Origin of the sequence: Caballeronia sp. GAWG2-1, assembly GCF_023631405.1 — a bacterium.
In the GTDB taxonomy this organism is placed as follows: domain Bacteria; phylum Pseudomonadota; class Gammaproteobacteria; order Burkholderiales; family Burkholderiaceae; genus Caballeronia.
This window is the reverse complement of record NZ_JALQDD010000029.1, coordinates 61,523-85,631: the sequence shown is the minus strand read 5'-3', so window position 1 is coordinate 85,631 and position 24,109 is coordinate 61,523. Positions and strand designations below refer to the sequence as shown.

Annotated in this window: 26 protein-coding genes; 19 read left to right on the top strand and 7 right to left on the bottom strand. The window is 61.6% G+C overall.

The genetic code is table 11. The features are described 5' to 3' along the window. Positions 1-65 precede the first annotated feature (65 nt). The 7 genes from NCR98_RS19530 (at position 66) to NCR98_RS19500 (ending at position 6,152) form a co-directional block, all read left to right on the top strand. Positions 66-1,040: a LysR family transcriptional regulator gene (locus NCR98_RS19530; protein ID WP_244828797.1), complete on the top strand. Its 975-nt coding sequence runs from the start codon at positions 66-68 to the stop codon at positions 1,038-1,040. Continuing rightward, the gene (locus NCR98_RS19525; RefSeq protein ID WP_250527017.1) at positions 1,037-1,963 is read left to right on the top strand and encodes a quinoprotein relay system zinc metallohydrolase 2; all 927 of its coding nucleotides are present in this window, start codon (positions 1,037-1,039) and stop codon (positions 1,961-1,963) included. The genes NCR98_RS19530 and NCR98_RS19525 overlap by 4 nt, the downstream gene beginning before the upstream one ends. A gap of 34 nt (positions 1,964-1,997) precedes the next feature. After that, positions 1,998-2,861: a quinoprotein dehydrogenase-associated SoxYZ-like carrier gene (locus NCR98_RS19520; RefSeq protein ID WP_250467528.1), complete on the top strand. Its 864-nt coding sequence runs from the start codon at positions 1,998-2,000 to the stop codon at positions 2,859-2,861. 11 nt (positions 2,862-2,872) lie between these two features. Continuing rightward, entirely contained in the window at positions 2,873-3,790 is a 918-nt protein-coding gene (locus tag NCR98_RS19515; RefSeq protein ID WP_250527016.1) for an MBL fold metallo-hydrolase, read from the top strand. Between the two features lie 39 nt (positions 3,791-3,829). Beyond that, a complete protein-coding gene (locus NCR98_RS19510; protein ID WP_244828793.1) occupies positions 3,830-4,138 on the top strand; it encodes an EthD family reductase in 309 nt (102 codons plus the stop codon). Positions 4,139-4,294: 156 nt separating this feature from the next. Then, entirely contained in the window at positions 4,295-4,909 is a 615-nt protein-coding gene (locus NCR98_RS19505; RefSeq protein WP_250527015.1) for a TetR/AcrR family transcriptional regulator, read from the top strand. Positions 4,910-4,946: 37 nt separating this feature from the next. After that, on the top strand, positions 4,947-6,152 hold the full coding sequence (locus NCR98_RS19500) for a YbfB/YjiJ family MFS transporter (protein ID WP_250527014.1): 1,206 nt from the start codon (positions 4,947-4,949) through the stop codon (positions 6,150-6,152). Here NCR98_RS19500 and NCR98_RS19495 read toward each other — a convergent pair. The 3 genes from NCR98_RS19495 to NCR98_RS19485 all read right to left on the bottom strand — a co-directional run bounded on the left by NCR98_RS19495 (position 6,149) and on the right by NCR98_RS19485 (position 9,789). After that, entirely contained in the window at positions 6,149-6,901 is a 753-nt protein-coding gene (locus NCR98_RS19495) for a Pr6Pr family membrane protein (protein WP_250467525.1), read from the bottom strand. The two genes, NCR98_RS19500 and NCR98_RS19495, sit on opposite strands and share 4 nt — an antisense overlap. 103 nt (positions 6,902-7,004) lie before the next feature. Beyond that, the gene (locus tag NCR98_RS19490) at positions 7,005-8,309 is read right to left on the bottom strand and encodes an MFS transporter (protein ID WP_244828789.1); all 1,305 of its coding nucleotides are present in this window, start codon (positions 8,307-8,309) and stop codon (positions 7,005-7,007) included. Between the two features lie 100 nt (positions 8,310-8,409). Further along, positions 8,410-9,789 (bottom strand): NAD(P)H-dependent oxidoreductase, encoded by a 1,380-nt coding sequence (locus tag NCR98_RS19485; protein ID WP_250527013.1) that lies wholly within the window; start codon positions 9,787-9,789, stop codon positions 8,410-8,412. 143 nt (positions 9,790-9,932) lie between these two features. On the opposite strand from NCR98_RS19485, the gene NCR98_RS19480 reads away from it, so the two are divergent. From NCR98_RS19480 to phnE, 4 genes are all read left to right on the top strand, one after another. Then, positions 9,933-10,826 (top strand): LysR family transcriptional regulator, encoded by an 894-nt coding sequence (locus tag NCR98_RS19480; RefSeq protein ID WP_250493732.1) that lies wholly within the window; start codon positions 9,933-9,935, stop codon positions 10,824-10,826. A gap of 117 nt (positions 10,827-10,943) precedes the next feature. Next, on the top strand, positions 10,944-11,771 hold the full coding sequence (phnC, locus tag NCR98_RS19475; protein ID WP_250527012.1) for a phosphonate ABC transporter ATP-binding protein: 828 nt from the start codon (positions 10,944-10,946) through the stop codon (positions 11,769-11,771). A 29-nt stretch (positions 11,772-11,800) separates the two neighbouring features. Beyond that, positions 11,801-12,772, top strand: a complete 972-nt coding sequence (gene phnD / locus NCR98_RS19470; RefSeq protein WP_250467521.1) for a phosphonate ABC transporter substrate-binding protein — start codon at positions 11,801-11,803, stop codon at positions 12,770-12,772. A 59-nt stretch (positions 12,773-12,831) separates the two neighbouring features. Beyond that, positions 12,832-13,602 (top strand): phosphonate ABC transporter, permease protein PhnE, encoded by a 771-nt coding sequence (phnE, locus tag NCR98_RS19465; RefSeq protein ID WP_250467704.1) that lies wholly within the window; start codon positions 12,832-12,834, stop codon positions 13,600-13,602. Between the two features lie 6 nt (positions 13,603-13,608). On the opposite strand, the gene NCR98_RS19460 is transcribed toward phnE, so the two are convergent. Genes NCR98_RS19460 through phnF form a run of 4 tightly spaced genes read right to left on the bottom strand, consistent with a single transcriptional unit; the run spans position 13,609 to position 16,508 of the window. After that, on the bottom strand, positions 13,609-14,436 hold the full coding sequence (locus tag NCR98_RS19460; RefSeq protein ID WP_250527011.1) for a CHAD domain-containing protein: 828 nt from the start codon (positions 14,434-14,436) through the stop codon (positions 13,609-13,611). Positions 14,437-14,491: 55 nt separating this feature from the next. Beyond that, the gene (gene phnN / locus NCR98_RS19455; RefSeq protein WP_250527010.1) at positions 14,492-15,058 is read right to left on the bottom strand and encodes a phosphonate metabolism protein/1,5-bisphosphokinase (PRPP-forming) PhnN; all 567 of its coding nucleotides are present in this window, start codon (positions 15,056-15,058) and stop codon (positions 14,492-14,494) included. Then, complete coding sequence (locus NCR98_RS19450; RefSeq protein ID WP_250527009.1) at positions 15,055-15,753, bottom strand: DUF1045 domain-containing protein; 699 nt, start codon at positions 15,751-15,753, stop codon at positions 15,055-15,057. The genes phnN and NCR98_RS19450 overlap by 4 nt, the downstream gene beginning before the upstream one ends. Next, positions 15,750-16,508, bottom strand: coding sequence for a phosphonate metabolism transcriptional regulator PhnF (gene phnF / locus NCR98_RS19445; RefSeq protein WP_250467518.1), 759 nt, complete (start codon positions 16,506-16,508; stop codon positions 15,750-15,752). The genes NCR98_RS19450 and phnF overlap by 4 nt, the downstream gene beginning before the upstream one ends. 158 nt (positions 16,509-16,666) lie before the next feature. On the opposite strand from phnF, the gene phnG reads away from it, so the two are divergent. The 8 genes from phnG to NCR98_RS19405 all read left to right on the top strand — a co-directional run bounded on the left by phnG (position 16,667) and on the right by NCR98_RS19405 (position 23,931). Continuing rightward, positions 16,667-17,146, top strand: coding sequence for a phosphonate C-P lyase system protein PhnG (gene phnG / locus NCR98_RS19440; protein ID WP_250527008.1), 480 nt, complete (start codon positions 16,667-16,669; stop codon positions 17,144-17,146). Beyond that, positions 17,143-17,766 (top strand): phosphonate C-P lyase system protein PhnH, encoded by a 624-nt coding sequence (gene phnH / locus NCR98_RS19435; RefSeq protein ID WP_250527007.1) that lies wholly within the window; start codon positions 17,143-17,145, stop codon positions 17,764-17,766. Before phnG ends, phnH begins: the two co-directional genes overlap by 4 nt. After that, a complete protein-coding gene (locus NCR98_RS19430; RefSeq protein ID WP_250527006.1) occupies positions 17,766-18,857 on the top strand; it encodes a carbon-phosphorus lyase complex subunit in 1,092 nt (363 codons plus the stop codon). Before phnH ends, NCR98_RS19430 begins: the two co-directional genes overlap by 1 nt. Then, positions 18,854-19,720, top strand: coding sequence for an alpha-D-ribose 1-methylphosphonate 5-phosphate C-P-lyase PhnJ (locus NCR98_RS19425; protein ID WP_244828776.1), 867 nt, complete (start codon positions 18,854-18,856; stop codon positions 19,718-19,720). The genes NCR98_RS19430 and NCR98_RS19425 overlap by 4 nt, the downstream gene beginning before the upstream one ends. Beyond that, positions 19,717-20,487 carry a phosphonate C-P lyase system protein PhnK gene (phnK, locus tag NCR98_RS19420; RefSeq protein ID WP_250527005.1) on the top strand — a complete coding sequence of 257 codons (771 nt, stop codon included), beginning with the start codon at positions 19,717-19,719 and terminating at the stop codon, positions 20,485-20,487. The genes NCR98_RS19425 and phnK overlap by 4 nt, the downstream gene beginning before the upstream one ends. 10 nt (positions 20,488-20,497) lie before the next feature. Beyond that, positions 20,498-21,271: a phosphonate C-P lyase system protein PhnL gene (gene phnL / locus NCR98_RS19415; RefSeq protein WP_459904214.1), complete on the top strand. Its 774-nt coding sequence runs from the start codon at positions 20,498-20,500 to the stop codon at positions 21,269-21,271. Then, entirely contained in the window at positions 21,265-22,398 is a 1,134-nt protein-coding gene (locus tag NCR98_RS19410) for an alpha-D-ribose 1-methylphosphonate 5-triphosphate diphosphatase (RefSeq protein ID WP_244828774.1), read from the top strand. The genes phnL and NCR98_RS19410 overlap by 7 nt, the downstream gene beginning before the upstream one ends. Positions 22,399-22,566: 168 nt before the next feature. After that, positions 22,567-23,931, top strand: coding sequence for an MFS transporter (locus tag NCR98_RS19405; protein WP_244828773.1), 1,365 nt, complete (start codon positions 22,567-22,569; stop codon positions 23,929-23,931). The last annotated feature ends 178 nt before the right edge of the window (positions 23,932-24,109 follow it).

The following is a 24,109-nucleotide window of genomic DNA, read 5'->3' as shown; positions in this document are numbered from 1 at the left end:
GTGGATTGCACGAGCGCCGAGGCAAGCCGCTAAATCGTTCAGGAACGCCTCACGGATACGCCGCTGTGAACTTCATCCGCTCTCTCACCTTGCGCCAGTTGCAGATCTTCGTGATAGCGACGCGCTGTCCGAGCTTCGCACGTGCAGCGGAGGAACTGCATCTGACGCAGCCCGCGGTATCCATGCAGATCAGGCAACTGGAAGAGGCGGTCGGCTTGCCGCTCTTCGAACGCGTGGCGCGGCGTCTTTCGCTGACGGAAGCGGGCGAACGCCTCTCGCATCATGCAAGCAGAATTCTCGGTGAGATCAAGGACGCCGAAGACGCGATGATGTCACTCACGCAAGCCGACAGCGGATCGATTGCGGTGAGTATCGTGAGTTCCGCGACTTACTTCGCGCCCAAGTTGCTCGCGCTGTATTCGCAGCAGTTTCCCAAGGTCGATGTGCGTTTTTCGGTCGGTAATCGCGAGACCTTGTTGAGGCTCCTGCAGGACAACGCGACCGACCTTGCCATCATGGGCCGCCCGCCGCCCGAACTCGGCACGACTGCAGAGCCGCTTGCTTACCATCCGCATGTGATCATCGCGCCGCTTTCGCATCCGCTGAAAACCGCGCGACGCTTCGATCTGCAGGAGCTTGCCAACGATACTTTCCTCCTGCGCGAACCTGGTTCCGGCACACGCGCCGTCGCCGAGCACGTGTTTAGGCAGAACCTCTTCACGCCATCGCGCAGCGTCACGCTCGGCAGCAACGAGACCATCAAGCAGGCCGTGATGGCGGGCATGGGCGTGAGCCTCATTTCGTTGCATACCTTGGGGCTCGAATTGCGCACGGGTGAGATCGCCGTGCTCGACGTGAACGGCACGCCCGTCGAACGTACATGGCAACTCGTGCATTCGCGCTCGAAGCAACTCTCGCCGACGTGCCTTGCGTTTCGGCGCTTTCTTCTCGAACACGCCGAGCCTTTCCTCGAGCGCGAGTACGAACAGTTCGGCCTGCGCCGAACAAAACGTCTCGCCGATGCGGACAAGGTCCGATGAGCGCTGCTTTACGCTTCGCCGCGTTCCTGGTGCTGTGCGCGGCATCGGCACATGCGTTTGCAGAGGCCTCGTTTACGGTGAAGGAACTCGCGCCGGGGAACTACGTGCATCGCGGACACGACGAGCGTGCCACGCCTGCGAACGGCGGCGATATTGCGAACGTCGGCTTCATCGTCGGCGAGCGTTGTGTGGCTGTGGTCGATACCGGCGGCACGCTCGCAGAAGGGCGCGCATTGCGCGCGGCGGTGCGCAGGGTGACGCCCTTGCCCGTCTGCTACGTGATCAATACGCACATGCACCCGGATCATATCTTCGGGAATGCGGCCTTCAAGGACGACCATCCGCAATACGTGGGCAGCGCCAAGCTTGCGCAGGCGGAGGCATTGCGCGCGGAGAACTACCTGCGTGCGCTGAAACGCGAACTGGGCGATGAAGCGACCGGCAGCGAAATCATTGCACCGACGATGACGATAGACGGCACGTCCACGCTCGATCTCGGCGGGCGCACGCTCACGCTGCAAACTTGGAAAACAGCGCACACCAACAACGACATGACGGTATACGATGAGAAGAGCGGCACGCTGTGGCTAGGCGACCTGCTTTTCGTGCATTGCATTCCCGTGGTGGATGGCAGCGTGACCGGTTGGCTTGACAATATCGCCCGCATTAAGCAGATGAATCCGCGGCATGTCGTACCCGGTCATGGCGACCTGGACGCGCCGTATCCGCGCTCGCTCGACGACGAGCAACAGTACCTCGCGAATTTGGCGCGCGATGTGCGTGCGGCCATCAAGCGCGGCGAAACGATTCAGCAGGCCGTGGATACCATCGGTCTCGGCGAGCGCGACAAGTGGCGGCTCTACGATGCCTATCACGCGCGCAACGTCACCGCTGTCTATGCTGAACTGGAGTGGGAGCAGTAGCGGCGCACGCCGCGTTGCAGCAAAGGAGGACACCATGAAGACGATCAGGCTTGGCGCACGCGCAGGCTTAGGGTTTGTCGCGGCGCTCACCATGTTTGCGCCTTACGCTTCGCATGCGGCGCAACCCGACGACGATCCAGACAAGGTGGCGCGCTGGCTCGACTTCAAGGAAGGCGCGTTCAAAGGGCGGCCGATCGACACGAAAGGCGATGCCGTCATCAAGTTCGATGCACCCAAACGCGCCGCCGATGCCGCCGTCGTACCCATTGCGATCAGCGCGCAGTTTCCGCAGACGAGCACGCATTACATCAAGAAGATTTATCTCTTCATCGACGAAAATCCCGAGCCCTACGCCGGTTCTTTCGAGTTCACGCCAGACTCCGGACTTGCCAGCATCGAGACACGGGTGCGGGTAGAGGATTACACGTTCATGCGTGCCATCGCCGAAACGAACGATGGACATCTGTATAGCGCGGTGCGTTTCATCAAGGCATCGGGTGGTTGCTCCGCGCCTGCGGGCAAGGACGAAGACGCGGCCGAACGCGCGGCGGGTCAGGTACGTTTGCAGGCGGAAGGCGCCCCTATTGCGGGCAAGCCCGAACTCGCGCAATTGATGGTGCGCCATCCTAATCGCACCGGCATGGCGATGGATCAGGTCACGCGCAACTATGCGACCGCGTACTTCGTGCGCAAGGTTGCCGTGACTTATGGCGGCAAGCCCGTGATGACCGCCAACGTGAATTTCTCGATCAGCGAGAACCCCAACTTCCGCTTCTATTTTCTGCCGACGGAAAACGGTGAATTGAAGGTCGCTATTGAAGACACGAAGAACAAGCGGTTCGACGGCGAGGTTGCGATCACGACGCAATCGGGCACGCAAACCTCGGCCATGAAATGATGGGGCGCGGCTTGCGTGCGCTCATCGGTGCGTTGTTCCTCGCATTTTGCGCCGTCGTTCATGCGGCGATGAGCGGCATGCCCGCGCCCGTCGCAGTGGCGCCGGGCGTGTATGCGTTTATCGGTGACGGCGATGCTGTCGCGCCCGCGAATCACGGCATGGTCGCGAACAACGGCTTTATCGTGGGACCGAGCGGCGTGACGGTAATCGATACGGGAGCTTCGTACCGCTACGGACGCGCGATGATCGAAGCCATTCGCAAAGTCACGCCGCTACCCGTCACGCTCGTGATCATCACGCATCAAGGACCGGAGTTCGTTTTTGGCGCGGCGGCGTTCCGCGATCAGGGTGTGCCGATTCTCGCGCATTACCGCACGGCTCGGTTGATCCGGGAACGTTGCCCAATCTGTCTCGCGAACCTGCGAAAGACCCTCGGTGAAGACGAGATGGCAGGCTCGCGCGTCACGGTTCCCGACCGAACGGTGGAAGGCACCACGGAAGTCGTGAATGGCGATCGCAAGCTGCAATTGCTGCACTTCGGACCGGCAAGCACGCCAGGCGATCTGGCCGTGCTCGATACGCAAAGCGGCGTGTTGTTCGCGGGTAGTCTGATCTCGAACGGGCGCATCCCCGAACTGCGCAACGAGGACATTCATGGCTGGCTCGCGGCGCTGGAGAATCTGCGCGGACTCGAATCGAAGACTATCGTTCCGGCGTTCGGACCGCCGTTGAGCAACGACGACATCATGCAGACAGGCCTTTATCTGCGCGAACTCGACAGCGCGGTCAGACGCGCATATCGGAGCGGCATGGGACTGACCGAGGCCATGCATACCGTCGACTTGCCCGCCTTTCGCGGCTACAAGCTCTATGGCATAGCGCAGCCGCAGAACGTGCAACGTATCTATCTACAGTTGGAGAAGCAGTAACGCATTGTTGTTCAAGACAAACACTCAGGAGACAAGACGATGGCCCAGCTCGTTGCGCTTTACAAGAATCCGTCCGATACGAAGGCATTCGACGACTACTACGCCTCCACGCACGCGCCGCTTGCGAAGACGTTGCCGGGGCTAAAGAGTTACCAGATCAGCACGGGGCCGGTTGCTACCGCGCAAGGCGAGTCGCCGTATTACCTCGTCGCGCTGCTCGAATTCGAATCGCTCGAAGCGATCGAGTCCGCGCTCGGGTCGCCTGAAGGCCAGAAGACCGCCGGCGACTTGGCGAATTTCGCGCAGGCGGGCGTCGAGCTGCTGATGTTCGACACGAAAGACGCCTGACAGCACGGTTGTTTTTCCGCATACGAAAAAGCCGGCGCTTCGCCGGCTTTTTTTTGTTGGACGACGGTTCAAGCAGGTTTTGTATCCATCGATATATAATTCGTTCTGTGGCGTCCGATATAAAACGTGACGCAACCATGGAATGGAGCCTGCATCATGGCGCGACCGCGCAATTTCGACGAAGACGATGTGCTGAACACCATAGCCGAAGCATTCTGGACGCACGGCTATGAGGGTACGTCCACACGTGACCTCGTGCAACTGACGGGTCTCACGCAACCGAGCCTTTACAACGCGTTCGGCGACAAGCGCGCGCTCTTTTTGCGCGCGCTCGATCATTATCTCGAACATACGTTGCGCGAGCGTATCGAGCGTCTCGAAGCCACTTGCACGCCTGCGCACGCCGTTGCAGGCTTCTTTGGCGAGATCGTCGAGCGCTCGGTATCGGATGAACACCGGCGTGGCTGCATGCTGGTCAATGCCGCGCTCGCGGCGCCGCTCGAGGACGAGGCGTTTCACGAACTCATCGCGAAGGAAGTCGAGTTGTTACGCGGCTTCTTCGAGCGCTGTCTTTCCGCCGCGTTCAAAAGCGGCGAGATCGAACGCATGATGTCCGCAACCGATGCCGCCACGAGTCTGCTCGCCGTGCTTCTCGGCGTGCGCGTGCTGGCGCGTATCGATCCTCAGCCGAAGCTGCTCGTGGCGGCTGTCGCTCCCACGCTCATGCTGCTGAAACTTCCGCCAATGCGTGCGAAGTTCGCCACGCGGTAGAACACACGTCACGCCATTCGCTCCGGGAGTCAACATCATGCAGGATCAAGCGTCGGCCTTACGCGCCGGTCAATCGGATTCACTCGACATGCGTTCCATCTACGCCATGCTCGCGGGCTTCTGCGCGAGTCTCGTCGCAATAGGTCTCGCGCGCTTCGCTTATACGCCGCTCATTCCACCGCTTATCGAAGCGCATTGGTTCACGTCGTCGCAAGCCGTGACGTTGGGTGCAGCCAATTTCGCGGGCTATCTCGCGGGCGCGTTGTTCGGCAGGTCCATGGCATCGACGCTCGGCAACCGGCTCGCGTTGCGCCTCTTGATGGCCATTGCCACGGCCGCGTTTTTCGCATGCGCGTTTCCGTTGTCGATTGCCTGGTTCTTCGGCTGGCGCTTTCTTTCGGGACTTTCGGGCGGCGCGATCATGGTGCTCGTCGCAACCACGATCCTTCCGCATATCGCGCCCGCACGGCGCGGCTTTGCAAGCGGCATGATCTTCTTCGGGCTGGGCTTCGGCATCGCGGCATCGGGCACGCTCATTCCGCGGCTGCTGCATTACGGCTTGCAGGCGACGTGGATCGGACTCGGCGTGTTCTCGCTCGTGTTGACGGCTGTCGCTTGGTTCGGCTGGCCATCGACGAATCCTCCCGTGCCTGCCGTGGCCAAGGAGGCGCACGGCGCGCGTCATGACGGCACGCGTCTGCGCCTGCTTTACGCGCAATACGCGGCGAACGCACTGGGTCTCGTGCCCGCGATGATTCTGCTCGTCGACTATATCGCGCGAGGGATCGGACGCGGCGCCGGCGTCGGTGCGAGCTATTGGGTGCTGTATGGCGTAGCGGCTATCTTCGGGCCGCTCATCTGCGGAAATCTGGGCGACCGGATCGGCTTTGGCCGCGCGTACCGCTACGCGTTGATCGTGCAGGCGGCTGCAGCCGCGCTGCTCGCGATGTCGGGCCATGCCTATGTGATCGGCCTTGCGACCGTGATTCTCGGGCTCTTCACGCCCGGTATCGTGCCGCTTGCACTGGGCCGCGTGCATGAATTGCTGCCGCACGATCACGCGGAGCAGCGCGCCTCATGGAGTCGCGCGACTTCGGCGTTCGCGCTCTTTCAGGCGGTCGGCGGCTATGGCTACTCGTTTCTCTTCTCGCATACGCATAACAACTACGCGCTGATCTTCGCATGCGGCGCGCTGGCGTTGACTGCCGCATTCGTCGCCGATCTGTTCGTGAATCGTGACTAACGCGATGGGCCCGTGTCGTCCGATTCCATGTCGGGGTCGGATATGCGCAAGTCCTGGCGTCTGTGATTGATGACGATGAATACGCTCATCAGAATCAGAAAGCTGGCGACTAGCATGGCCGAGTTGAAGAACACGCGCTCGTAACCGAGTTCCGCCACGTTGATGAACCAGTAGGGATAGAAGTCGGATGCACTGCCGCGCCATAACGTAATGAAGAGATAGCAGAGCGGATAGACGAGCCATAAGGCGCAGCGCCGCAATGACAGATGAAAGCGCGGCACGAAGAGCACCCAGTAAAGCGCAGCGAGCGCGGGCACGACCGTATGCAGCGATTCATTGACGAGCGCACGATAACCCGATGGCGTCCATAGCCATCGCAACAACGCGTTATAGGCAATGCCCACGAACACGATATACACGACCACCGCCGTTACCACCGTCGGTTGACGAAAGAAGCGCGCAATGGGCGCGTTCGCGCGTATGGCCACGCAGGTGAAGCATAACGCCGTCAAGAACACCGTGAGGTTGGTGAGATAACTGGTGGTACGCGCAATGCCGTCGATCACGGTAAAGCCGCGTCCGACCATGCGCGCGATGGTGATATCCGTCTGCGCCGCCAGCGCGAGCCACGCAATCATGGCGATGGCGGCCGCCACGCCGAGCGATGCGGTGCTGGGCGTGTGCAGCGGCAGGTCGTGTTCGGGTGCGCGCGACGGCGTGCTCGAGGATTGTGAAGACGAGTCGGTCATGCACCCATTTTATCGACGCGCGCCGGCCCTTGCAGCGTTGCAAAAAGCACGGCCGCCTGCCATGTTCGTTGAAAACGGCAGGCGGCTCGTTCGTCGCTCGATTTCAATGATCCGCTAGCTTCCCGGAAATCGAACGCACCGCGAATGCGCCGATCACCATGAACACTGCAACCGCATAAAGTCCGATGCTGTTGTTATGCGTCGTGACATTGAGCCACCCGACCATATACGGCGACACGAAACCCGCGAGATTGCCTACGCAATTGATTCCTGCAATGCCCGCCGCCGCCGAGGTTCCCGCAAGAAACGCAGCCGGAATGCCCCAGAACAGCGACAGCGCGGACAAGATTCCAGCGGCCGCCACACTCAACGCAATGACCGCAAGCACGGGTTGCTGTCCCACGTATCCGCTTGCCGCAAAGCCTATTGCACCGATCACGAGCGCAATGGAAAAGTGCATGCGCCGGGAGCGGAACTTGTCGGCGCTGATGCCCGTGAGAATGATCGCGGGAATCGCGACGATATACGGAATCGCCGAGAGCCAGCCGATCACTTCGACGTTCTTGAGCCCTGTGTCCTTGATGATCGACGGCAGCCAGAAGCTGATGCCATAGAGGCCGATGATCTGGCAGAAGTAAACGCCGGCAAGCTTCCAGATGTTGCGGTCGGAAAGGAACGCGCGGGCGTCGTGGTGCGCGGTCTTGTCGCCTTCCTCGCGCTCGACTGCTTGCGTCACGAGACGCTTCTCGTCGTCGGTGAGCCAGCGTGCCTTGCTTGGCTTGTCGACCATCATGAAGAGCACGGCGAAACCCACGATAAACGCTGGAATTGCTTCGATGAGGAACAGCCATTGCCACGCCGACATCACGGCCGAATGCTTGAACGCGGTCAGTATCCAGCCCGACAACGGACCCCCCACGATGCCGGCAAGCGGAATGGCGATGTAGTACACACCATAGGCGAAGCCGCGTTTTCTCGCCGGGAACCAGTACGTCAGATACAGCATGATGCCCGGTGAGAAACCCGCTTCCGCGATGCCGAGAAAGAAGCGCACGAGATAGAACTGAAACGGCGTCTTGACCACGAGCGTGAGCGCCGAAACGATCGCCCACGTGATCATGATGCGCGCAATCCAGCGCCGCGCGCCCACGCGATGCAGGATGAGATTGCTGGGCACCTCGAAGATGAAGTAGCCGATAAAGAAGATACCGGCACCGAGGCCATACACCGCATCCGAAAAGCCGAGATCGGAAAGCATCTGCAGCTTCGCGAAGCCCACGTTGACGCGGTCCAGATAGTTGCAGAGATAGCAGAGCACGATGAACGGCATGATGCGCCACGTGATCTTGCGGTAGACGTCCGCACTGCCTGCTTGCGTAACGCCGAGAGTTTCGCTGATTTGGCTCATGTCTCCTCCGTCGCCCTTTGCCGGGCGTTTAGAGATGGCGAACGCCCGGACCATGAGATGGACCGGGCGTGCCGCGGATCAAAATGTCTTCATCGATGAACTAGCTCGCGAGCTTTTGCGACGGTAGTTCAAGCTTCATCTCGGCGCGAAAGAATTCTTCCATCTCGCGTCGTACCCGCACGGCTTCCTTGCTTGCGTCGAATGCCACATCGCTCCAGCGCACGGGTTGTCCCGCAGGCACGGCGCGTTGCAGCACCATGTTGTGCGCAAGGCCGATAGGCAACGCACCCAGCAGCAACGAGTCCGCAGCGGGCATCAGTTTGCCGTACACGGTGTGGCCGCCTTCGCCGTCGAGCCGCTCGCCCGCGCGCAGATCGCGCTTCGCGGTGGCGGCGACATCGCCATGAAAGCCAGTTGTCGCGCCGGTTGCTTCGCCACGCACGGCGATGCTCGCGATCGACTGGCCCAGTTCCAGGCCGATCAGGTGATACGGCTTGTACATGGCGGCGAAGCGACCCGTGCTGTCGGTCTTGAGACCGTACTGCGAGAAGCAGTCGCGCACGTAGTCCGTGGGGGCTTCGATAACGACGTAGACGCCCCAGCGTAGATCGCGGAACACGGGCCGCCCATCGCGTTCCAGCGACGACACTACTTCCACGCTACCGCGATGCGGCAGGATCCCGCCTTCCGATGCGGGACGCAGCACGCTTGGCAGATCGTCCACGCCGCATGCGGGGAACGCGAGGCCGTCGGCGGGCGGACGCAGATCGCATCCGTTGGAAACAGCGGCCATCTCGAGTGCGGACTTGGTGCCGTCGAGAAACGAGTTGAACATCTGCGCGTTGAAGTCGCCGGAGCCGACCTGTTCCTCGGTGAAGCCGTAATGGCCCCACACGGTATCGGGCGTCGACTGATGGTAGATCGGCAGATACTTCGTGCCCTTGCCCGCGCAGATCACATCGAAGCCGATGGTGCGTGCCCAGTCCACGAGTTCCGCGATGAGCGCGGGTTGATCGCCCGAAGCCATCGAATAGATGATGCCCGCCTCTCGTGCGCGGCGTGCGAGCAGCGGGCCTGCGAGCACATCGGCTTCCACGTTCACCATGACGATGTGCTTGCGATGCTTGCAGCACAGCAGCGCGTGATGAATGCCCGCGGCGGGACTGCCCGTTGCATCGATCACGATATCGACATGATCGCTTGCGATCATGGCATCGGCGTCGTCGGTGATATAGGTCGAGCCGTTGCCGATGGCTTCGTTCCACGATGCCGCCGAATAACGCGCCTCATCCCAGCCCACACGTTTGAGCGCGGCACGCGCGCGCTCGGGCGAGAGATCGGCCACGCCGGTGAGATGAATGCCGGGCGTGCGCGGCGCTTGCGAGAGATACATCGAACCGAATTTGCCCGCACCGATCAGGCCGACCTTGACCGGCTTGCCTTCCTGCGCGCGCGCCTTGAGTTTCGCAATGAGCGACATGCTGTTTGTCTCCATTCAGGCTTTAGTGTCGTGACGATCGAGCCGCATCGTCTGCTCCGCGTTCGCAGAGTTGAAGAAAAGATAGCAGCGTGTTTCTTGCAATAGAATGGGCAAATCGGCAATCGCTCTGTGCAGAAATCCTCATGCGTGGTTTCGACTGGGACGACATTCAGGCATTTCTCGCCATTTCGCGCGCGGGCAGGCTCACCGTGGCCGCGCAGCAAATGGGCGTGGATCATTCGACCCTGAGCCGGCGTGTGGCTGCGCTTGAAACCGCACTCGGTGTGCGACTGTTCGACCGCAGTTCCTTAGGGTTTGTGCTGACCCCCGAAGGCGAACGCGTACTAAGCGATGCGGAAGGCATGGAGAGCCTTGCATTGCACATGCGGCATCGGCTCGAAGATGCGTCCATTGGTCTGACGGGAAGCGTACGCATCGGCACGCCGGAAGGCTTCGGTACTTACTTTCTCGCGCCGCGTATTTCCAAGCTCTCGGCCATGCATCCGCAACTCGAGATCGAATTGATCGCGAATCCGCGCATGTTCAGTCTTTCGAAGCGCGAAGCCGATCTCGCTGTCAGCATGACGCGGCCGGCGCAAGGGCGCGTCTATGCGCACAAGCTCACGGACTATGCGTTGGGCGTCTATGCCGCGCGCGAATATCTCGCGACACATGCGGCTATCGTCGCGCGTCGCGATCTGCTCACGCATCCGTGGGTCGGCTATGTCGAGGATCAGATGTGGTCCGCTGAACTGAACTATCTGCCGCAGGTATCGAGCACGCTCACACCGACCATTCGCATCTCCAACGTGATCAGTCAGACGGCCGCCGTCGCGGGCGGCGTGGGTCTCGGCGTGCTGCCGTGTTTCATGGCGCGCAGGGAACCGAACCTGGTGCGGCTTTTTGCGGATCAAATTGCGCTGAGTCGCTCTTACTGGCTCGTGACGCTTGCCGAAACGCGCGATGTCGCACGCGTCAAACTGCTTGCGGATTTCATTCGCACCGAGTGCCAAGGCACGTGGTTTCTCGAAGAATAAACTCCCGGCCGCACGCGCCAGGTGATGTATTCATCTAGACGTCTCATCAGCGTCACTTTCTCGTCATGTTGCCTTTCTAGAATTTGCCCAACGTTACAGCGGCAGACGAGGAAAGCCATGGACGCAATTCGTATCGAGCGTCTCACCAAGACGTTTCGCAATGGCCGCAAGGCGCTTGATGCCGTCGATCTGCGCGTGGAAGAGGGCGAAATGGTCGCGCTCATCGGTGCGTCGGGCTCGGGCAAATCGACGCTCTTGCGCCATATCGCGGGCTTTATCGCATCGGATGCGGCGCCCTCGCATGTGACGCTGCTCGGCAGGCCGATTCAGCAGAACGGCAAGATCGTGCGTGAAGTGCGCGCCATTCGTCGCGATGTCGCCTTCGTGTTTCAACAGTTCAATCTGGTGGGACGTCTTTCGGTAATCACCAACGTACTCATCGGCGCGCTTACGCGTGTGTCGCTATGGCGGCGTCTCTCAGGGCGTTTTCCGCGCGACGAACGCGCGCTGGCGATGGGCTCGCTTACCGCGATGGGTATTGGCGAACATGCGCTCGAACGCGCGAGCAACCTGTCGGGCGGACAGCAGCAACGTGCGGCGCTCGCGCGTGCACTCGTGCAGCGTGCGCGCATCGTGCTCGCGGATGAACCAATTGCCTCGCTCGATCCTGAATCTGCGCGGCGCGTGATGGAGCTCATGCAGTCGCTAAATCGCGATCACAAACTCACGGTGATCGTGTCGCTGCATCAGATCGACATAGCGATGAAGTACTGCACGCGCACGGTTGCCTTGCGCGATGGCCGCGTGGTCTACGACGGCGCATCCGCGAAGCTCACGCCCATGCTGTTGCGCGAACTGTACGGCGCGGCCGCCGCTGAATTGCTGGCCGATCACGACGAGCGTGAACATCTCTCCGCGATTTTTGCCTCTGTCGCCACATCCTGAATCGCAATCAAACTACGGACCGCATCTCCATGAAATCAGCCCGTACCTTCCTGGCCGGCGCGGCACTCGCGTCATGCTTCCTGAACTCGGTGGCCTTTGCCGATACGCTCAGCTTCGGCATCATCTCGACGGATTCTTCGTCGGCGCTCAAGCAACGCTGGCAACCGCTCATCGACGATCTGAACAAACAGACCGGTCTCGATGTGAAGGCGTATTTCGCCACGGACTATGCGGGCATTATCGAAGCAATGCGCTTCAACAAGGTGCAGATCGGCTTCTTCGGCAACGCGTCCGCCATCGAAGCGGTGGACCGCTCCAACGGCGAAGTCTTTGCGAAGGTCAAGTACAAGAGCGGCGAGGCGGGCTACTACTCCGTGCTTATCACGAACGCCAACAGCAAGTGGAAGAGCGTCGATCAGGTGCTGAAGAACAGCCACGATATCAATTTGGGCTTCGGCGATCCGAACTCCACTTCCGGCACGCTGGTGCCTTCATATTATCTCTTCGCGAAGAACGGGCTTTCGGCGAAGACCTCGTTCAAGAGCGTGTTGCCTTCGAGCCATGAAGCCAACATGCTCGCGGTCGTCAACGACAAGATCGATGTCGCGACCAACAACACCGACATGCTCGACACCATCAAGACGCAGCATCCCGAGCTATATCCGAAGGTGCGTGTGCTGTGGAAGTCGCCGCTCATCGCGTCAGACCCGCTCGTGTGGCGTCGCGATCTGCCGCAGACAACGAAGGACAAGCTGCTGAACTTCTTCATTCACTACGGCGAAAAGGACCCGCGCGAACAGTCCGTGATGACGGCGATCTCCGGCTATTCGGGCTTCGCGGCATCGTCCAATGCGCAGCTCGTGCCCATTCGTCAGATGGCGCTCTTTCAGAAGAAGGAACAGGTGCAGAACAACGCTCATCTGGATGACGCCGACAAGAAAGCGCAAATCGCATCGCTCGATCAGCAGTTGTCCGCGCTCGATGGCTCGGCGGCGAAGTGATGAAGCCGCTCGATATCTCGACCTTTGCCGCGGGCGTGAGCAGGCCCGAGGAAGCGCCTATGCAAGCGCCGCGCGGCAAGCGTAGCTGGGTGTCGATGCTCGGCTGGATCGTGCTTATCGCCGTGCTCGGCGCGTCGTGGCAAAGCGCGGACATGCGTCCGCTCGATCTGCTCGGCGCATCCGGCAACATGAGTCAGTTCGCGCGCGACTTCTTTCCGCCCGACTTCACGGAATGGCGCACGTACGCGCACGAGATGATCGTGACGCTCGCCGTCGCTGTCTGGGGCACGGCGCTCGCGCTCATTTGCGCGGTGCCGTGCGGCTTGCTGTCGGCGCAGAACATCGCGCCGGTGTGGATCGCGCAACCAGTGCGGCGGCTCATGGACGCGTGCCGCGCGATCAACGAGATGGTCTTCGCCATGCTGTTCATCGTCGCGGTCGGGCTGGGGCCGTTTGCAGGCGTGCTCGCGCTGTGGGTGCATACCACGGGCGTGCTGGCGAAGCTCTTCGCCGAAGCGGTCGAAGCGGTGGATGCGCGTCCCGCCGAAGGCGTGCGCGCCACGGGAGCGAGTAGTCTCGACGAGATCGTGTATGGCGTGTTGCCTCAAGTGCTGCCGCTGTGGATTTCGTTCGCGCTGTATCGATTCGAGTCGAACGTGCGCTCGGCGATGGTCGTCGGCATGGTTGGCGCGGGTGGTATCGGCGTAGTGCTTTACGAGGCCATCCGCTCGTTCAACTATGCGCAGACCGCAGCGGTCATGCTGATCGTCGTGGTGATCGTATCGCTGATCGATCTGGCGTCGGGATGGGTGCGCGAGCGCGTGATCTAGAAGGCGTTATCGAAGCGACTTGAGCGCCTGCTTCATGCGGCGCTTTTGTTGCTTCTTCAAAGTACGCAAGGCTGGCTTCGCGGCGGCGGCATTGGGCAAGGCGTCGCTCTTGTCGAGGAGATCGCGGCTTGCAACGACATCGTTCAATGCGCCCAGATGCTTTTGCAGACGCTTCAGCTGTTTTAATCCACCGCGTTCCTTCTCGGCAAGCAGGGGCATGAAGAACTCGATCAGATAGCGCACTTTCTTACCCGCTTTGCGCACTTCGTGCAGCGCGGCATATTCCGGGCGCTTCACTTGCCGCGCGCGCTTGATGCGTTTCTTCAATTGTCTTCGCGCGTTTCGAACTCTGTCAGAAGCGAATTGCTCGATAGCCACGCGCTTTTCTGCAGTGTTGAGTTCGCGGTTGGCTTCCGCCACGGCTTCGCGCAAGACGCCCTTGATATCCGCGCTATTGAGTGTCGCTTTACTAGTCCTCAATGCTGCATCGCGATGGCCGCGCAATGCCTGCGCGAGATCCGTGTCTTCATGCTCGCTCATCAATTCGATCAGGATGTCCCAATCGCGCGTGCTGCCGGCTGCCTGCGCGAGATAACGCAAGAGGGCGCGCTGCTTGTCGTCGAAGGCATCGTCGAGGATCGGCCGATACGCCCAAAAGAGACTGCGCAGACGCCGTAGCGCTATCCTGAGCTTGTGCAGTGTTTCGGCATCATCGCTCTGTTCCAGTTCATGCGCGTGCTGCAGCGCTTCTTCAACGAGCGGTGAGGCATAGGTGCGAAACTGCGATTCGGCGGTGACGCCTGACAACGTGTCTTTCGATCGTCCGGATTTCATAGGTAATCTTTTATCGAAGGAATGTCGTGGGCGTTCGCAAGAAACGTTCCGGCGATTATGAGCCGGTCTCTTCTATAGCGCGGAGAAATTGCGTGCCCGCGTCGGCCAGAAGCCCGGAGTTGTCGATGTTCACCACGCGCGCATGCCTGGGCAGTTCGAGGGAAGGACGGCGCGCAAGACGCGCTTCGATCTGCCGGGCGTCTTCACGTCCGCGCCTTGCTAACCGCGCGGCCAGCACCGCGGGCGCGGCATCGATATAAACGAAGCATGCATGCGGATAGCGGGCGAGGGCGGCATCCGCGTGTTGACGCGAACCGTTCACGACCACCGGTCTGCCGCGTTCGAGCCATGCATCCACTTCGATGCCAATGCCATAGCACAGGCCGTGACTTTCCCAATGCATCGAGAAAAGTCCATACGAAAGACGCGCCTTGAATTCTTCATGCGTCAACGCAATGTGGTTTTCGCCGTCGCCGACTGCACGCGTGATGTACCGATGCGCGAACATCACGCGTGCGCCGACGCGTTCGCGCGCGAAGCCGAGCAGCGAGTCCTTGCCCGCGCCCGACGGGCCCATGACATAGATGAGTCGTGCGCTATCGAGTGTGTCGTTCTGGCTCATGCCCCTTCCCGTACGTTGTTGAACGGCAGCCGCTGCCACAAGGTGAACGGCGCGCCCGGTGCGCTTTCCACGAAAAGCGCCGCGCCATGCACAGGCAGCGCGCCGAGCGTGTCGATCTTGCGTGTCCATGCCGATACGACCGAACCGCGCGCGTGGGTGTCATCGAGCGAATCGCAGACGGTCATGTGGAAGCGGTATTCATCGAAGACATAGGGATAGCCCCATTCACGTACGAGTGCGATTTGCCGCTCGCTCATGCCATCGACAATGCGCCGCTCGATGTCCCCTGCCGATGGCATTGCGCGCACTGCTGCGAGCGCTTGCAGCGCGCTTGCGGCCATTGCGCGCAAGCGTTCGTCGTCGCTTTCCTCCGATGCGCGCAACGCCACGAAGCGGCCCATTTCCGCTACGCGCACCGGCATCTCAAAGCGCGTGACCGACGACGCCCAGGCACGCGCGGCCGCGAGCACATCGGCAGGTTGCGCGCCGCTCGCGCAATGGAACGGCGGCACGATGGTCGCATGCCAACCATAGCGGCGCGGCGCGCATGTAATGTCGTGCGCTGCCGTTTCCATCGAGAGGCCGCTTTCCGCATCGCGCCCGAGCCATTCGCAACCAGCACGCCACCATGCGGATGCAGCAGGCGGCGCGTAATACAGTGCGATGCGCGCTTCGTCATTCCATGCAGCGCTCATAGATCGTGCTCGACCATCAACTGCACGCGGTCTGCCGCGAAGTGAGTCACGCCGTACTTGACGGGCACGCCGCGTTCATCGACATCCACATTCTCGACCCACAGCACCGGCTGCTGCCGGTTGATCTGCAAGCGCCGCGCGACATCCGACGAAGGCAACACGCTTCCGATACGGCTCCACTTGCGCATATAGTCCTTGACGCCGAACTCCGCGAGCGCCGCAGTGATGCCGCCTGTCGCTTCGATCACCGTGGGAAGCTCGGGAAAACGCGCGGCGGGATACCAGTTGCGTGCGTAGGTCAGCGGCACGGCGTCGGAGTCATGACGCGTTTCGAGCTGATAGACGAGCGTGCCCGCACGCAGAGCGAGCGCCTTCGCGACGGTAGGGTCGGCCTTCACGCGTTCGGAAGAGAGCACGACGCCCGTGGACGTCTGCTTCTGACGGCGAATGTTTTCCGTGAAGCGCGTGCGCCTGCCGATTTGATAGTCGATCGCTCCAGGCTGCACGAACGTGCCGCGTCCCTGTTCGACGCTCACGAGACCCGTTGCGGCAAGACGCAGCATGGCGCGGCGCACGGTATGACGATTCACGTCGAAGCGCCGCGCCAGTTCCGCTTCGCTCGGCAGGCGGCCTTCCTCGCCGAAGCTCTTCGAGGCGATCTCCGCCGAGAGTATTTGCTCGATCTGCCGCCAGACCGCGACCCCCGCGCCGCGTTCGACGGCGTGTCCCGGCGCCGCGTTTTCGTTCGATGTCATGTAGGTGTCATTCCCGTCGGTTTGAATATCGCTGTTGGGCATTGTAGTGCGCAAACGGTGATGGAAATGTGAAAGCCCACTTATCCAGACGTCTAGACGACCAGACGAAAGCCGCGTAGCTTAAGATGCCCGCAACGTTCAAATCATCAGGGAAAGCCATGAGTCAGAGAGAGGAGCCGCGCGACGAGGCTCGTTCGTTCGACCGCCGCGAATGGATGGCGGTGCTGGCGCGCACGCCGCGCGAGAGTTTGCAGGCCGCGCTCGAAGGCATGAGTGTGCCGCGCTTCGACTGGTTGCGCGCGCCGGATATCGGCCTGGCAATGGTGCGGGCGCGCATCGGCGGCTCGGGAGATGCCTTCAATCTCGGCGAGACCACCGTCACGCGCGCCACGCTGCGTTTGCATACTGAAGACGGCAGCGCGCCGGTCGGTGTCGCGGTGCATATGGGCCGCGACAAGGAGCGCGCGAAGCTCGCAGCGCTGATCGACGCGTTGCTGCAGACGCCCGCGCATGCGCAGCGCTTGCAGACGGAAGTGATCGCACCGTTGGCCGCGCGTCTCGCCGACGAACGGCGCCGCAAGGAAGCGGAAGCGGCTACGACCAAGGTCGAATTCTTTACGATGGTGAGAGGGGAATGATGCAGATAGACATGGCCGCTCTCGTGCCCGGCTTCAACGACCCGGTGCACGATGCCCAACGCGTCTTTCGCGCTTTGCTGGAAGCGTTGTCGCGTCCGGGCAGCATCGTCGCGATCGATGCCGCGTTGCCGAACAATCACGCCATGCGCGATGCGCTTGCACACCGCGTGCCGCTTGCAGCTTTCGCCTCGCTGCTGGCGCTCGCCGATTATTCGACGCCTGTATTCATCGAAGGCGGGAACGCCGCATTCGGCGATGCCTTGCGCTTTCATGCAAGCGCGCCGCTCACGCCGAATCACAGCGAAGCCGCGTTCGCCTATCTCGGCGATGCAGCCGCGTTGCCCGCGCTCGATGCCTTCTCGTCGGGCGAACCGGAAACGCCGGAAGATGCGGCGACGCTTTTCATTAGCGTGCCTTCGTTGACCGAAGGCGAGCCGCTCGTGTGGCGCGGTCCGGGGATCGAAGACAAGCGCAGTGTCGCCATTGCGGGACTCACGCGCGATTTCTTGCAACAGCGCGCGGCGCTAACCGCGCAGTTTCCATGCGGCATGGATTGCTATTTCGTGGCGGGTGGCGCGCTCGTCGGCTTGCCGCGCACGACGCAAGTGGAGGTGAACTAATGTACGTCGCGGTGAAGGGTGGCGAAAGAGCCATCGAACGTTCATGGGATGTGCTCGCCAAGCATCGGCGCGGTGACTTGCAGGTGCCCGAGCTGAGCGTCGCGCAGATTCGCGAGCAGTTGCGTCTCGCGGTGGCGCGCGTGATGACCGAAGGCTCGGTCTACGATGAAGAACTCGCGGCGCTCGCCATCAAGCAGGCGGCAGGCGATCTGGTCGAGGCGATTTTTCTGCTGCGTGCGTATCGCACGACGTTGCCGCGCTTTGGCTACACCTTGCCTGTGGACACGGCAGCGATGTGCGTGGAACGGCGCATCTCCGCTGCGTTCAAGGATATTCCGGGCGGGCAGATGCTGGGCGGCACCTACGATTACACCCAGCGTCTGATCGACTTCAGCTTGCTGGCCGAAGGGGAAGTGATCAGGGATGCAACGACTTCCAGCGACCACGCCGAAGCCACGAACGATATGCCGCGCGTGTTGTCGATGCTCAACAAGGAAGGGCTGATCGAGCAGGAACGCGCGCAGGAAGATTCACCGGAGCCGGGCGACCTCTCGCGCGAACCGCTTGCGTTTCCCGCTGATCGTGCAACGCGTCTGCAAAACCTTGCACGCGGCGACGAAGGCTTTCTGCTGGCAATGGGATACGCCACGCAGCGCGGCTACGCGCACAGCCATCCATTCGCAGGCGAGATTCGTCACGGTGAAGTGGCCGTGGAAATGCATATCGATGAGCTCGGTTTTGCCGTGGAGATCGGCGATATCGACATCTCCGAATGCCAGATGATCAACCAGTTCGCGGGCAGCGGCGAAGTGCCACCGAAGTTCACGCAAGGCTATGGTCTCGCGTTTGGGCATTCGGAGCGCAAGGCCATGGCCATGGCGCTCGTCGATCGTGCCTTGCGAGCGGAAGAGTTGGGCGAGAGCATCGGCTCACCCACGCAGGATGTCGAGTTCGTGCTCTCGCATAGCGACAACGTCGAGGCATCGGGCTTCGTGCAGCACTTGAAACTGCCGCATTACGTGGACTTTCAGTCGGAACTAGAATTGCTGCGGCGACTTCGTGCATCGCACGGCAAGGAGAAGACGGCATGAACAACGCGCTGACCGAAGGTTATAACTTCGCTTATCTGGACGAGCAGACCAAGCGCATGATTCGTCGCGCCTTGCTCAAGGCCGTTGCGGTGCCGGGGCATCAGGTGCCGTTCGCCTCGCGTGAAATGCCGCTGCCGTATGGCTGGGGCACGGGCGGTTTGCAGGTGACGTCGGCGATCATCGGCGCGGACGATACGCTCAAGGTGATCGATCAGGGCTCCGACGAAACCACCAACGCGGTCAACATTCGCCGCTTCTTCGCGCGCACGGCGGGCGTGGCCACGACCACGCGCACCGCGGACGCCACCATCGTGCAAACACGTCACCGCATTCCTGAAACGCCGCTCACGGAAGCGCAGATTCTCGTGTACCAGGTGCCGATGCCCGAACCGCTCTACAGGCTGGAGCCGCGCGTGACGGAGTGCAGGAAACTGCATGCGCTCGCGGACTACGGTCTCATCAACGTGAAATATTACGAGGATATCGTGCAGCACGGCAGCATTGCGACGACCTACGATTATCCAGTGCTGGTGAACGATCGCTACCTCGCGGCGCCTTCGCCTATTCCGAAGTTCGACAATCCGAAGATGCACATGAACGCGGCGCTGCAACTCTTCGGCGCGGGACGCGAGCGGCGCATCTACGCCATTCCGCCTTATACGAAGGTGAAGAGTTTGGATTTCGAAGATCATCCATTCAGCGTGCAGAAGTGGGACCATGCGTGCGCGCTGTGCGGGTCGCGTGAGAGCTTTCTCGATGAAATGATCGTCGACGACGAAGGCGCGCGCATGTTCGTATGCTCCGATAGCGACTATTGTCACAGCCGCCGCGACGAGCAAGAGGCAAAGGAGGCGGCGCAATGAAGACGCTCTTGAATGCGCGCGGACTCACCAAACGCTACGACGGACGCGGCGGTTGCGTCGATGTGGACCTCGCGGTCTATCCGGGCGAAGTGTTGTGCATCGTGGGCGAGTCGGGTTCGGGCAAGTCGACTCTATTGAACGCGCTTGCGCTCAGAAGCAGCATCGATGAAGGTGCGCTCGACTACACCACGCGTGAAGGCGAAACGCTGGATCTGCTCACGCTCAGCGAGCCACGCAAGCGACTTTTGTCGCGCACGGAATGGGGCTTCGTGCATCAGAATGCACGCGATGGATTGCGGCGCAACGTGTCGGCGGGCGCGAACATCGGCGAGCCGTTGATGGCCATCGGCGCGCGCCACTATGGCCGTTTGCGCGAGTCGGCTTCGGACTGGATGGGCCGTGTCGAGCTCGATGCGGCGCGCATCGACGAATTGCCTTCGGCTTTTTCGGGCGGGATGCAGCAGCGCTTGCAGATCGCGCGCAATCTCGTGACCGGGCCGCGACTTGTCTTCATGGACGAACCGACCGCCGGTCTCGACGTATCCGTGCAGGCGCGTCTGCTCGACTTGCTGCGTACCTTGACGAACCAGCTGCATCTCGCCGCTGTAATCGTCACGCACGATATCGGCGTGGCACGCTTGCTCGCGCATCGGTTGATGGTGATGAAGGACGGGCGCGTGGTGGAGAGCGGTCTCACGGATCAGGTATTGGATGATCCGCAACATCCTTATACGCAGACGCTGGTGGCGTCCGTGCTGCCGGTTTGAGGTGCAACAGATGACTATGACAGACGAAGAAGCGTTCGCCACGCGCACGGAGCTAATGCTGCGCGCACGCGACATAGAAAAGACCTTCACGCTGCATCAGCAGGGCGGTGTGCGCATCGTGGCGCTCGCGGGTGTATCGCTCGATGTGGAACGCGGCGAATGCGTGGTGCTCGCGGGCGCTTCAGGCGCCGGCAAAAGCACGTTTCTGCGTTGCATGTACGGCAATTATCTCGCGACGCGCGGCAGTATCGCCATTCGCGACGAAAGCCGCGCTTCACGACATCTCGTGCTGACCGACGCCGAGCCGCACGACATCATCCGCTTGCGCAAAAGCACGCTCGGTTACGTGAGTCAGTTTCTCCGCGCCATCCCGCGTGTCTCTTCGCTCGATCTCGTCGCGGAACCGCTGGTCTCGCGCGGCGTCGATGCAGACGAAGCACGTGAGCGCGCGTGCGTCCTGCTCGCAAGGCTGAACGTACCGCGACGCTTATGGTCGCTCGCGCCCGCGACGTTTTCCGGCGGCGAGCAACAGCGTGTGAACATTGCGCGCGGGCTGATCGCGGCGCATCCTGTCTTATTGCTCGATGAGCCCACGGCGTCGCTCGATGCACAGAACCGCGACGTCGTGGCCGATCTCATCGTCGAGGCGCGCGAGCGGGGCGCGGCCATCGTCGGTATCTTTCACGACGAAGATACGCGTGAGCGCGTGGCAACCCGCATCGTGCGCCTTGCAACACCGGTAGTGGTCAACTCATCCGAAGACGGAGCATTGCAGACATGCTGATTACGAATGCGCGCATCGTCACGCGCAACGAGGAATTCACGGGCACGGTGCGCATCGAGGAGGGCTGTATCGCGGATGTATCGCCGGGAAATACGGCGACGCGCGACGCGTTGAACTGGGACGGCGACTATCTGCTGCCGGGCTTCGTCGAACTGCATACGGACAATATCGAAAAGCATCTCGCGCCGCGTCCTGGCGTGCTGTGGAATCACGAAGCGGCGATCATCGTGCATGACGCGCAAGTGGCTTCGGCCGGCATCACGACCGTGTTCGATGCGCTCGGTGTGGGCTCGCGTCCCGAAGACGGCGTGCGTGGCCGCGAACTTCAAGTGCGGTGCGCGCAGTCCATCGGCAAGTTCGTCGAGCGCGGGCTCTTGCGCGCCGATCACTTCCTGCACTTGCGTTGCGAAGTCGGCACGACGGACGTAGTCGAGGTATTCGATTCACTGAGCGCGCATCCGCTCTTCAGGCTCGCATCGGTGATGGACCATACGCCGGGTCAGCGCCAGTGGCAGGACCATGAAAAGTGGCGCAAGTATCAGGAACGTCACGGCAAGTGGAGCGACGAACACGCGAATGACGTGCTCGCGCAACTGGCCGAGCATCAGGCGCGTTACGCGGCGGCGCATCGTGCGGACATCGTCGCGCGTTGTCAGCGCTTGGGCATCTCGCTTGCAAGCCACGACGACACGCTCATCGAGCATGTGGAAGAAGCCGCGCGCGATGGCATTGCGCTCGCGGAATTCCCGACCACGCTCGATGCAGCCCGTGCCGCGCGCGAACATGGCATCGCCACGATCATGGGCGCGCCGAACGTCGTGCGTGGCGGCTCGCACTCGGGCAACGTGTCGGCGCTCGAACTCGCTCGCGAAGGGTTGCTCGACATCCTCTCGTCCGATTACGTGCCTTCGAGCCTGCTCATCGCGGTGTTTGATCTCGTCGAGAAGGCGGGATGGACCTTGCCGCGCGCGGTGGCCACGGTTTCTTGGGCACCCGCGCACGCGGCCGGACTCGCCGACCGTGGGGCCATCGTGACGGGCTTGCGCGCCGACTTCGTGCGCGTCGCGCTGGCGGACGGTCTGCCTGTGCCGCGCGAGACTTATCGCAACGGGCAGCGCGTTTCTTAAAACGCCGACAGCCCCGCGCAAGGCAACCGACATACACGGGTAAGCCCGCGTTGCGAAGGCATGCAGACTTCAGTACTCTCGCGCATGAATTAGTTCGCTATGTGAATCGCTGTTCGCCTGACGAACAATAGTCGAACGACGATTGCCAATCATCGACGAGGGAATGAAGTGAGCCGAAGTCCTGCTGTGAACGTGCAGACGTTCATCAACGAGCACCCGTTTTCGCCCTTCCAGTGGCTGATCTTCGTGATGTGCTTCGTCATCGTGCTGCTGGATGGTTTCGATACTGCGGCCATCGGATTCATCGCGCCATCGCTCGTATCCGAATGGCAGATCAGCCGGCCCGCGCTCGCGCCTGTTCTGAGCGCTGCGTTGTTCGGGCTCGCGGCGGGCGCGCTGCTTTCCGGGCCGTTGTCGGACCGGCTCGGACGACGGCTGATGCTGTTGTCCTCGGTACTGCTGTTCGGCGTGGCGTGCTTTGCATCGGCGTATTCGGCAAGCCTCACGCAACTCACGGCGTTGCGCTTCGTTACGGGCCTCGGCCTCGGCGCCGCCATGCCCAATGCCGTCACCATGATGAGCGAGTTCTGCCCGGACAAGCGCCGCGCGACGCTCATCAACCTGATGTTCTGCGGCTTTCCGCTGGGCGCGGCATTCGGCGGCTTTCTCGCGGCATGGATGATTCCGCATTTCGGCTGGCGCAGCGTGCTGCTGCTCGGTGGCGTGGCGCCGCTCGTGCTCGTCGTGCTGCTCTTCATCAGCCTGCCGGAATCGGTGCGCTACATGGTCGCGAAAAACAAGCCGGCCGAGAAGATTCGTGCGACGCTTGCACGCATTTCATCGGCGGCGGCCAACGCAGGATCGTTCTTCATGACGGAGACGGCGCCCGCGGTGCAGGGGCAGGGCGGCGTGAGCGTGGTGTTGTCGCGCTCGTATATCGTCGGTTCGATCATGTTGTGGCTCGCATACTTCATGGGCCTCGTGATCTTCTATGCATCGATCAACTGGATGCCGATTCTCCTCAAGGAATCTGGCCTGAGTCCGCAACGCGCGACGCTGATCTCCGCGTTGTTCCCGCTCGGCGGGGTGGGCGCTGTCTTGTGCGGCGTGTTGATGGATCGCTTCAACCCGAACCGCATCATTGCCGCGTGCTATGCGTTGACCGCGGTGAGCGTGTACTTCATCGGGCAGGCGGTGGGCAACGTGGGACTGCTCGTGCTGATCGTGTTCCTTGCTGGCGTGTTGATGAACACGGCGCAATCGTCGATGCCCGCGCTCGCGGCATCGTTTTATCCGACTCAGGGACGCGGCACCGGCGTGGCGTGGATGCTGGGCATCGGGCGCTTCGGCGGTATCGCGGGATCGTTTCTCGTGGCTGAACTGACGCGATTGCACTTCAGCTTCGGCGGCATCTTCGCGGTGATCGGCGTCGCGGGATTGATCTCGGCGGTGGCGTTGCTCATCAAGCAGGCCGCGCATCCGCAGGCCGCGTTGCCGAGCGATTTGAAGGCTACGGAGCCGGTCGGGCATTGAGGATGGGTTGTGTCTGGATGATGTCGAATCGCCCTGCGTGGACGTTGGTCGCGCAGGCGAATTGTTTTGGATGTGGGGCTTTGCCGAGAGGCCATGGCCACCAGTCTTTCACTCATCGCACTCCTGTTTGCCAATCGTCAGACCGTGGCATGTCGTGTGCTGATGAAGAACATGCGAC

Coding starts and splice junctions, on each gene's coding strand:
- NCR98_RS19525 (WP_250527017.1), top strand. CDS start 1,037: ATGAGCGCTGCTTTACGCTTCGCCGCGTTCCTGGTGCTGTGCGCGGCA.
- NCR98_RS19520 (WP_250467528.1), top strand. CDS start 1,998: ATGAAGACGATCAGGCTTGGCGCACGCGCAGGCTTAGGGTTTGTCGCG.
- NCR98_RS19510 (WP_244828793.1), top strand. CDS start 3,830: ATGGCCCAGCTCGTTGCGCTTTACAAGAATCCGTCCGATACGAAGGCA.
- NCR98_RS19505 (WP_250527015.1), top strand. CDS start 4,295: ATGGCGCGACCGCGCAATTTCGACGAAGACGATGTGCTGAACACCATA.
- NCR98_RS19500 (WP_250527014.1), top strand. CDS start 4,947: ATGCAGGATCAAGCGTCGGCCTTACGCGCCGGTCAATCGGATTCACTC.
- NCR98_RS19495 (WP_250467525.1), bottom strand. CDS start 6,901: ATGACCGACTCGTCTTCACAATCCTCGAGCACGCCGTCGCGCGCACCC.
- NCR98_RS19490 (WP_244828789.1), bottom strand. CDS start 8,309: ATGAGCCAAATCAGCGAAACTCTCGGCGTTACGCAAGCAGGCAGTGCG.
- NCR98_RS19485 (WP_250527013.1), bottom strand. CDS start 9,789: ATGTCGCTCATTGCGAAACTCAAGGCGCGCGCGCAGGAAGGCAAGCCG.
- NCR98_RS19480 (WP_250493732.1), top strand. CDS start 9,933: ATGCGTGGTTTCGACTGGGACGACATTCAGGCATTTCTCGCCATTTCG.
- phnC (WP_250527012.1), top strand. CDS start 10,944: ATGGACGCAATTCGTATCGAGCGTCTCACCAAGACGTTTCGCAATGGC.
- phnD (WP_250467521.1), top strand. CDS start 11,801: ATGAAATCAGCCCGTACCTTCCTGGCCGGCGCGGCACTCGCGTCATGC.
- phnE (WP_250467704.1), top strand. CDS start 12,832: ATGCAAGCGCCGCGCGGCAAGCGTAGCTGGGTGTCGATGCTCGGCTGG.
- NCR98_RS19460 (WP_250527011.1), bottom strand. CDS start 14,436: ATGAAATCCGGACGATCGAAAGACACGTTGTCAGGCGTCACCGCCGAA.
- phnN (WP_250527010.1), bottom strand. CDS start 15,058: ATGAGCCAGAACGACACACTCGATAGCGCACGACTCATCTATGTCATG.
- NCR98_RS19450 (WP_250527009.1), bottom strand. CDS start 15,753: ATGAGCGCTGCATGGAATGACGAAGCGCGCATCGCACTGTATTACGCG.
- phnF (WP_250467518.1), bottom strand. CDS start 16,508: ATGACATCGAACGAAAACGCGGCGCCGGGACACGCCGTCGAACGCGGC.
- phnG (WP_250527008.1), top strand. CDS start 16,667: ATGAGTCAGAGAGAGGAGCCGCGCGACGAGGCTCGTTCGTTCGACCGC.
- phnH (WP_250527007.1), top strand. CDS start 17,143: ATGATGCAGATAGACATGGCCGCTCTCGTGCCCGGCTTCAACGACCCG.
- NCR98_RS19430 (WP_250527006.1), top strand. CDS start 17,766: ATGTACGTCGCGGTGAAGGGTGGCGAAAGAGCCATCGAACGTTCATGG.
- NCR98_RS19425 (WP_244828776.1), top strand. CDS start 18,854: ATGAACAACGCGCTGACCGAAGGTTATAACTTCGCTTATCTGGACGAG.
- phnK (WP_250527005.1), top strand. CDS start 19,717: ATGAAGACGCTCTTGAATGCGCGCGGACTCACCAAACGCTACGACGGA.
- phnL (WP_459904214.1), top strand. CDS start 20,498: ATGACTATGACAGACGAAGAAGCGTTCGCCACGCGCACGGAGCTAATG.
- NCR98_RS19410 (WP_244828774.1), top strand. CDS start 21,265: ATGCTGATTACGAATGCGCGCATCGTCACGCGCAACGAGGAATTCACG.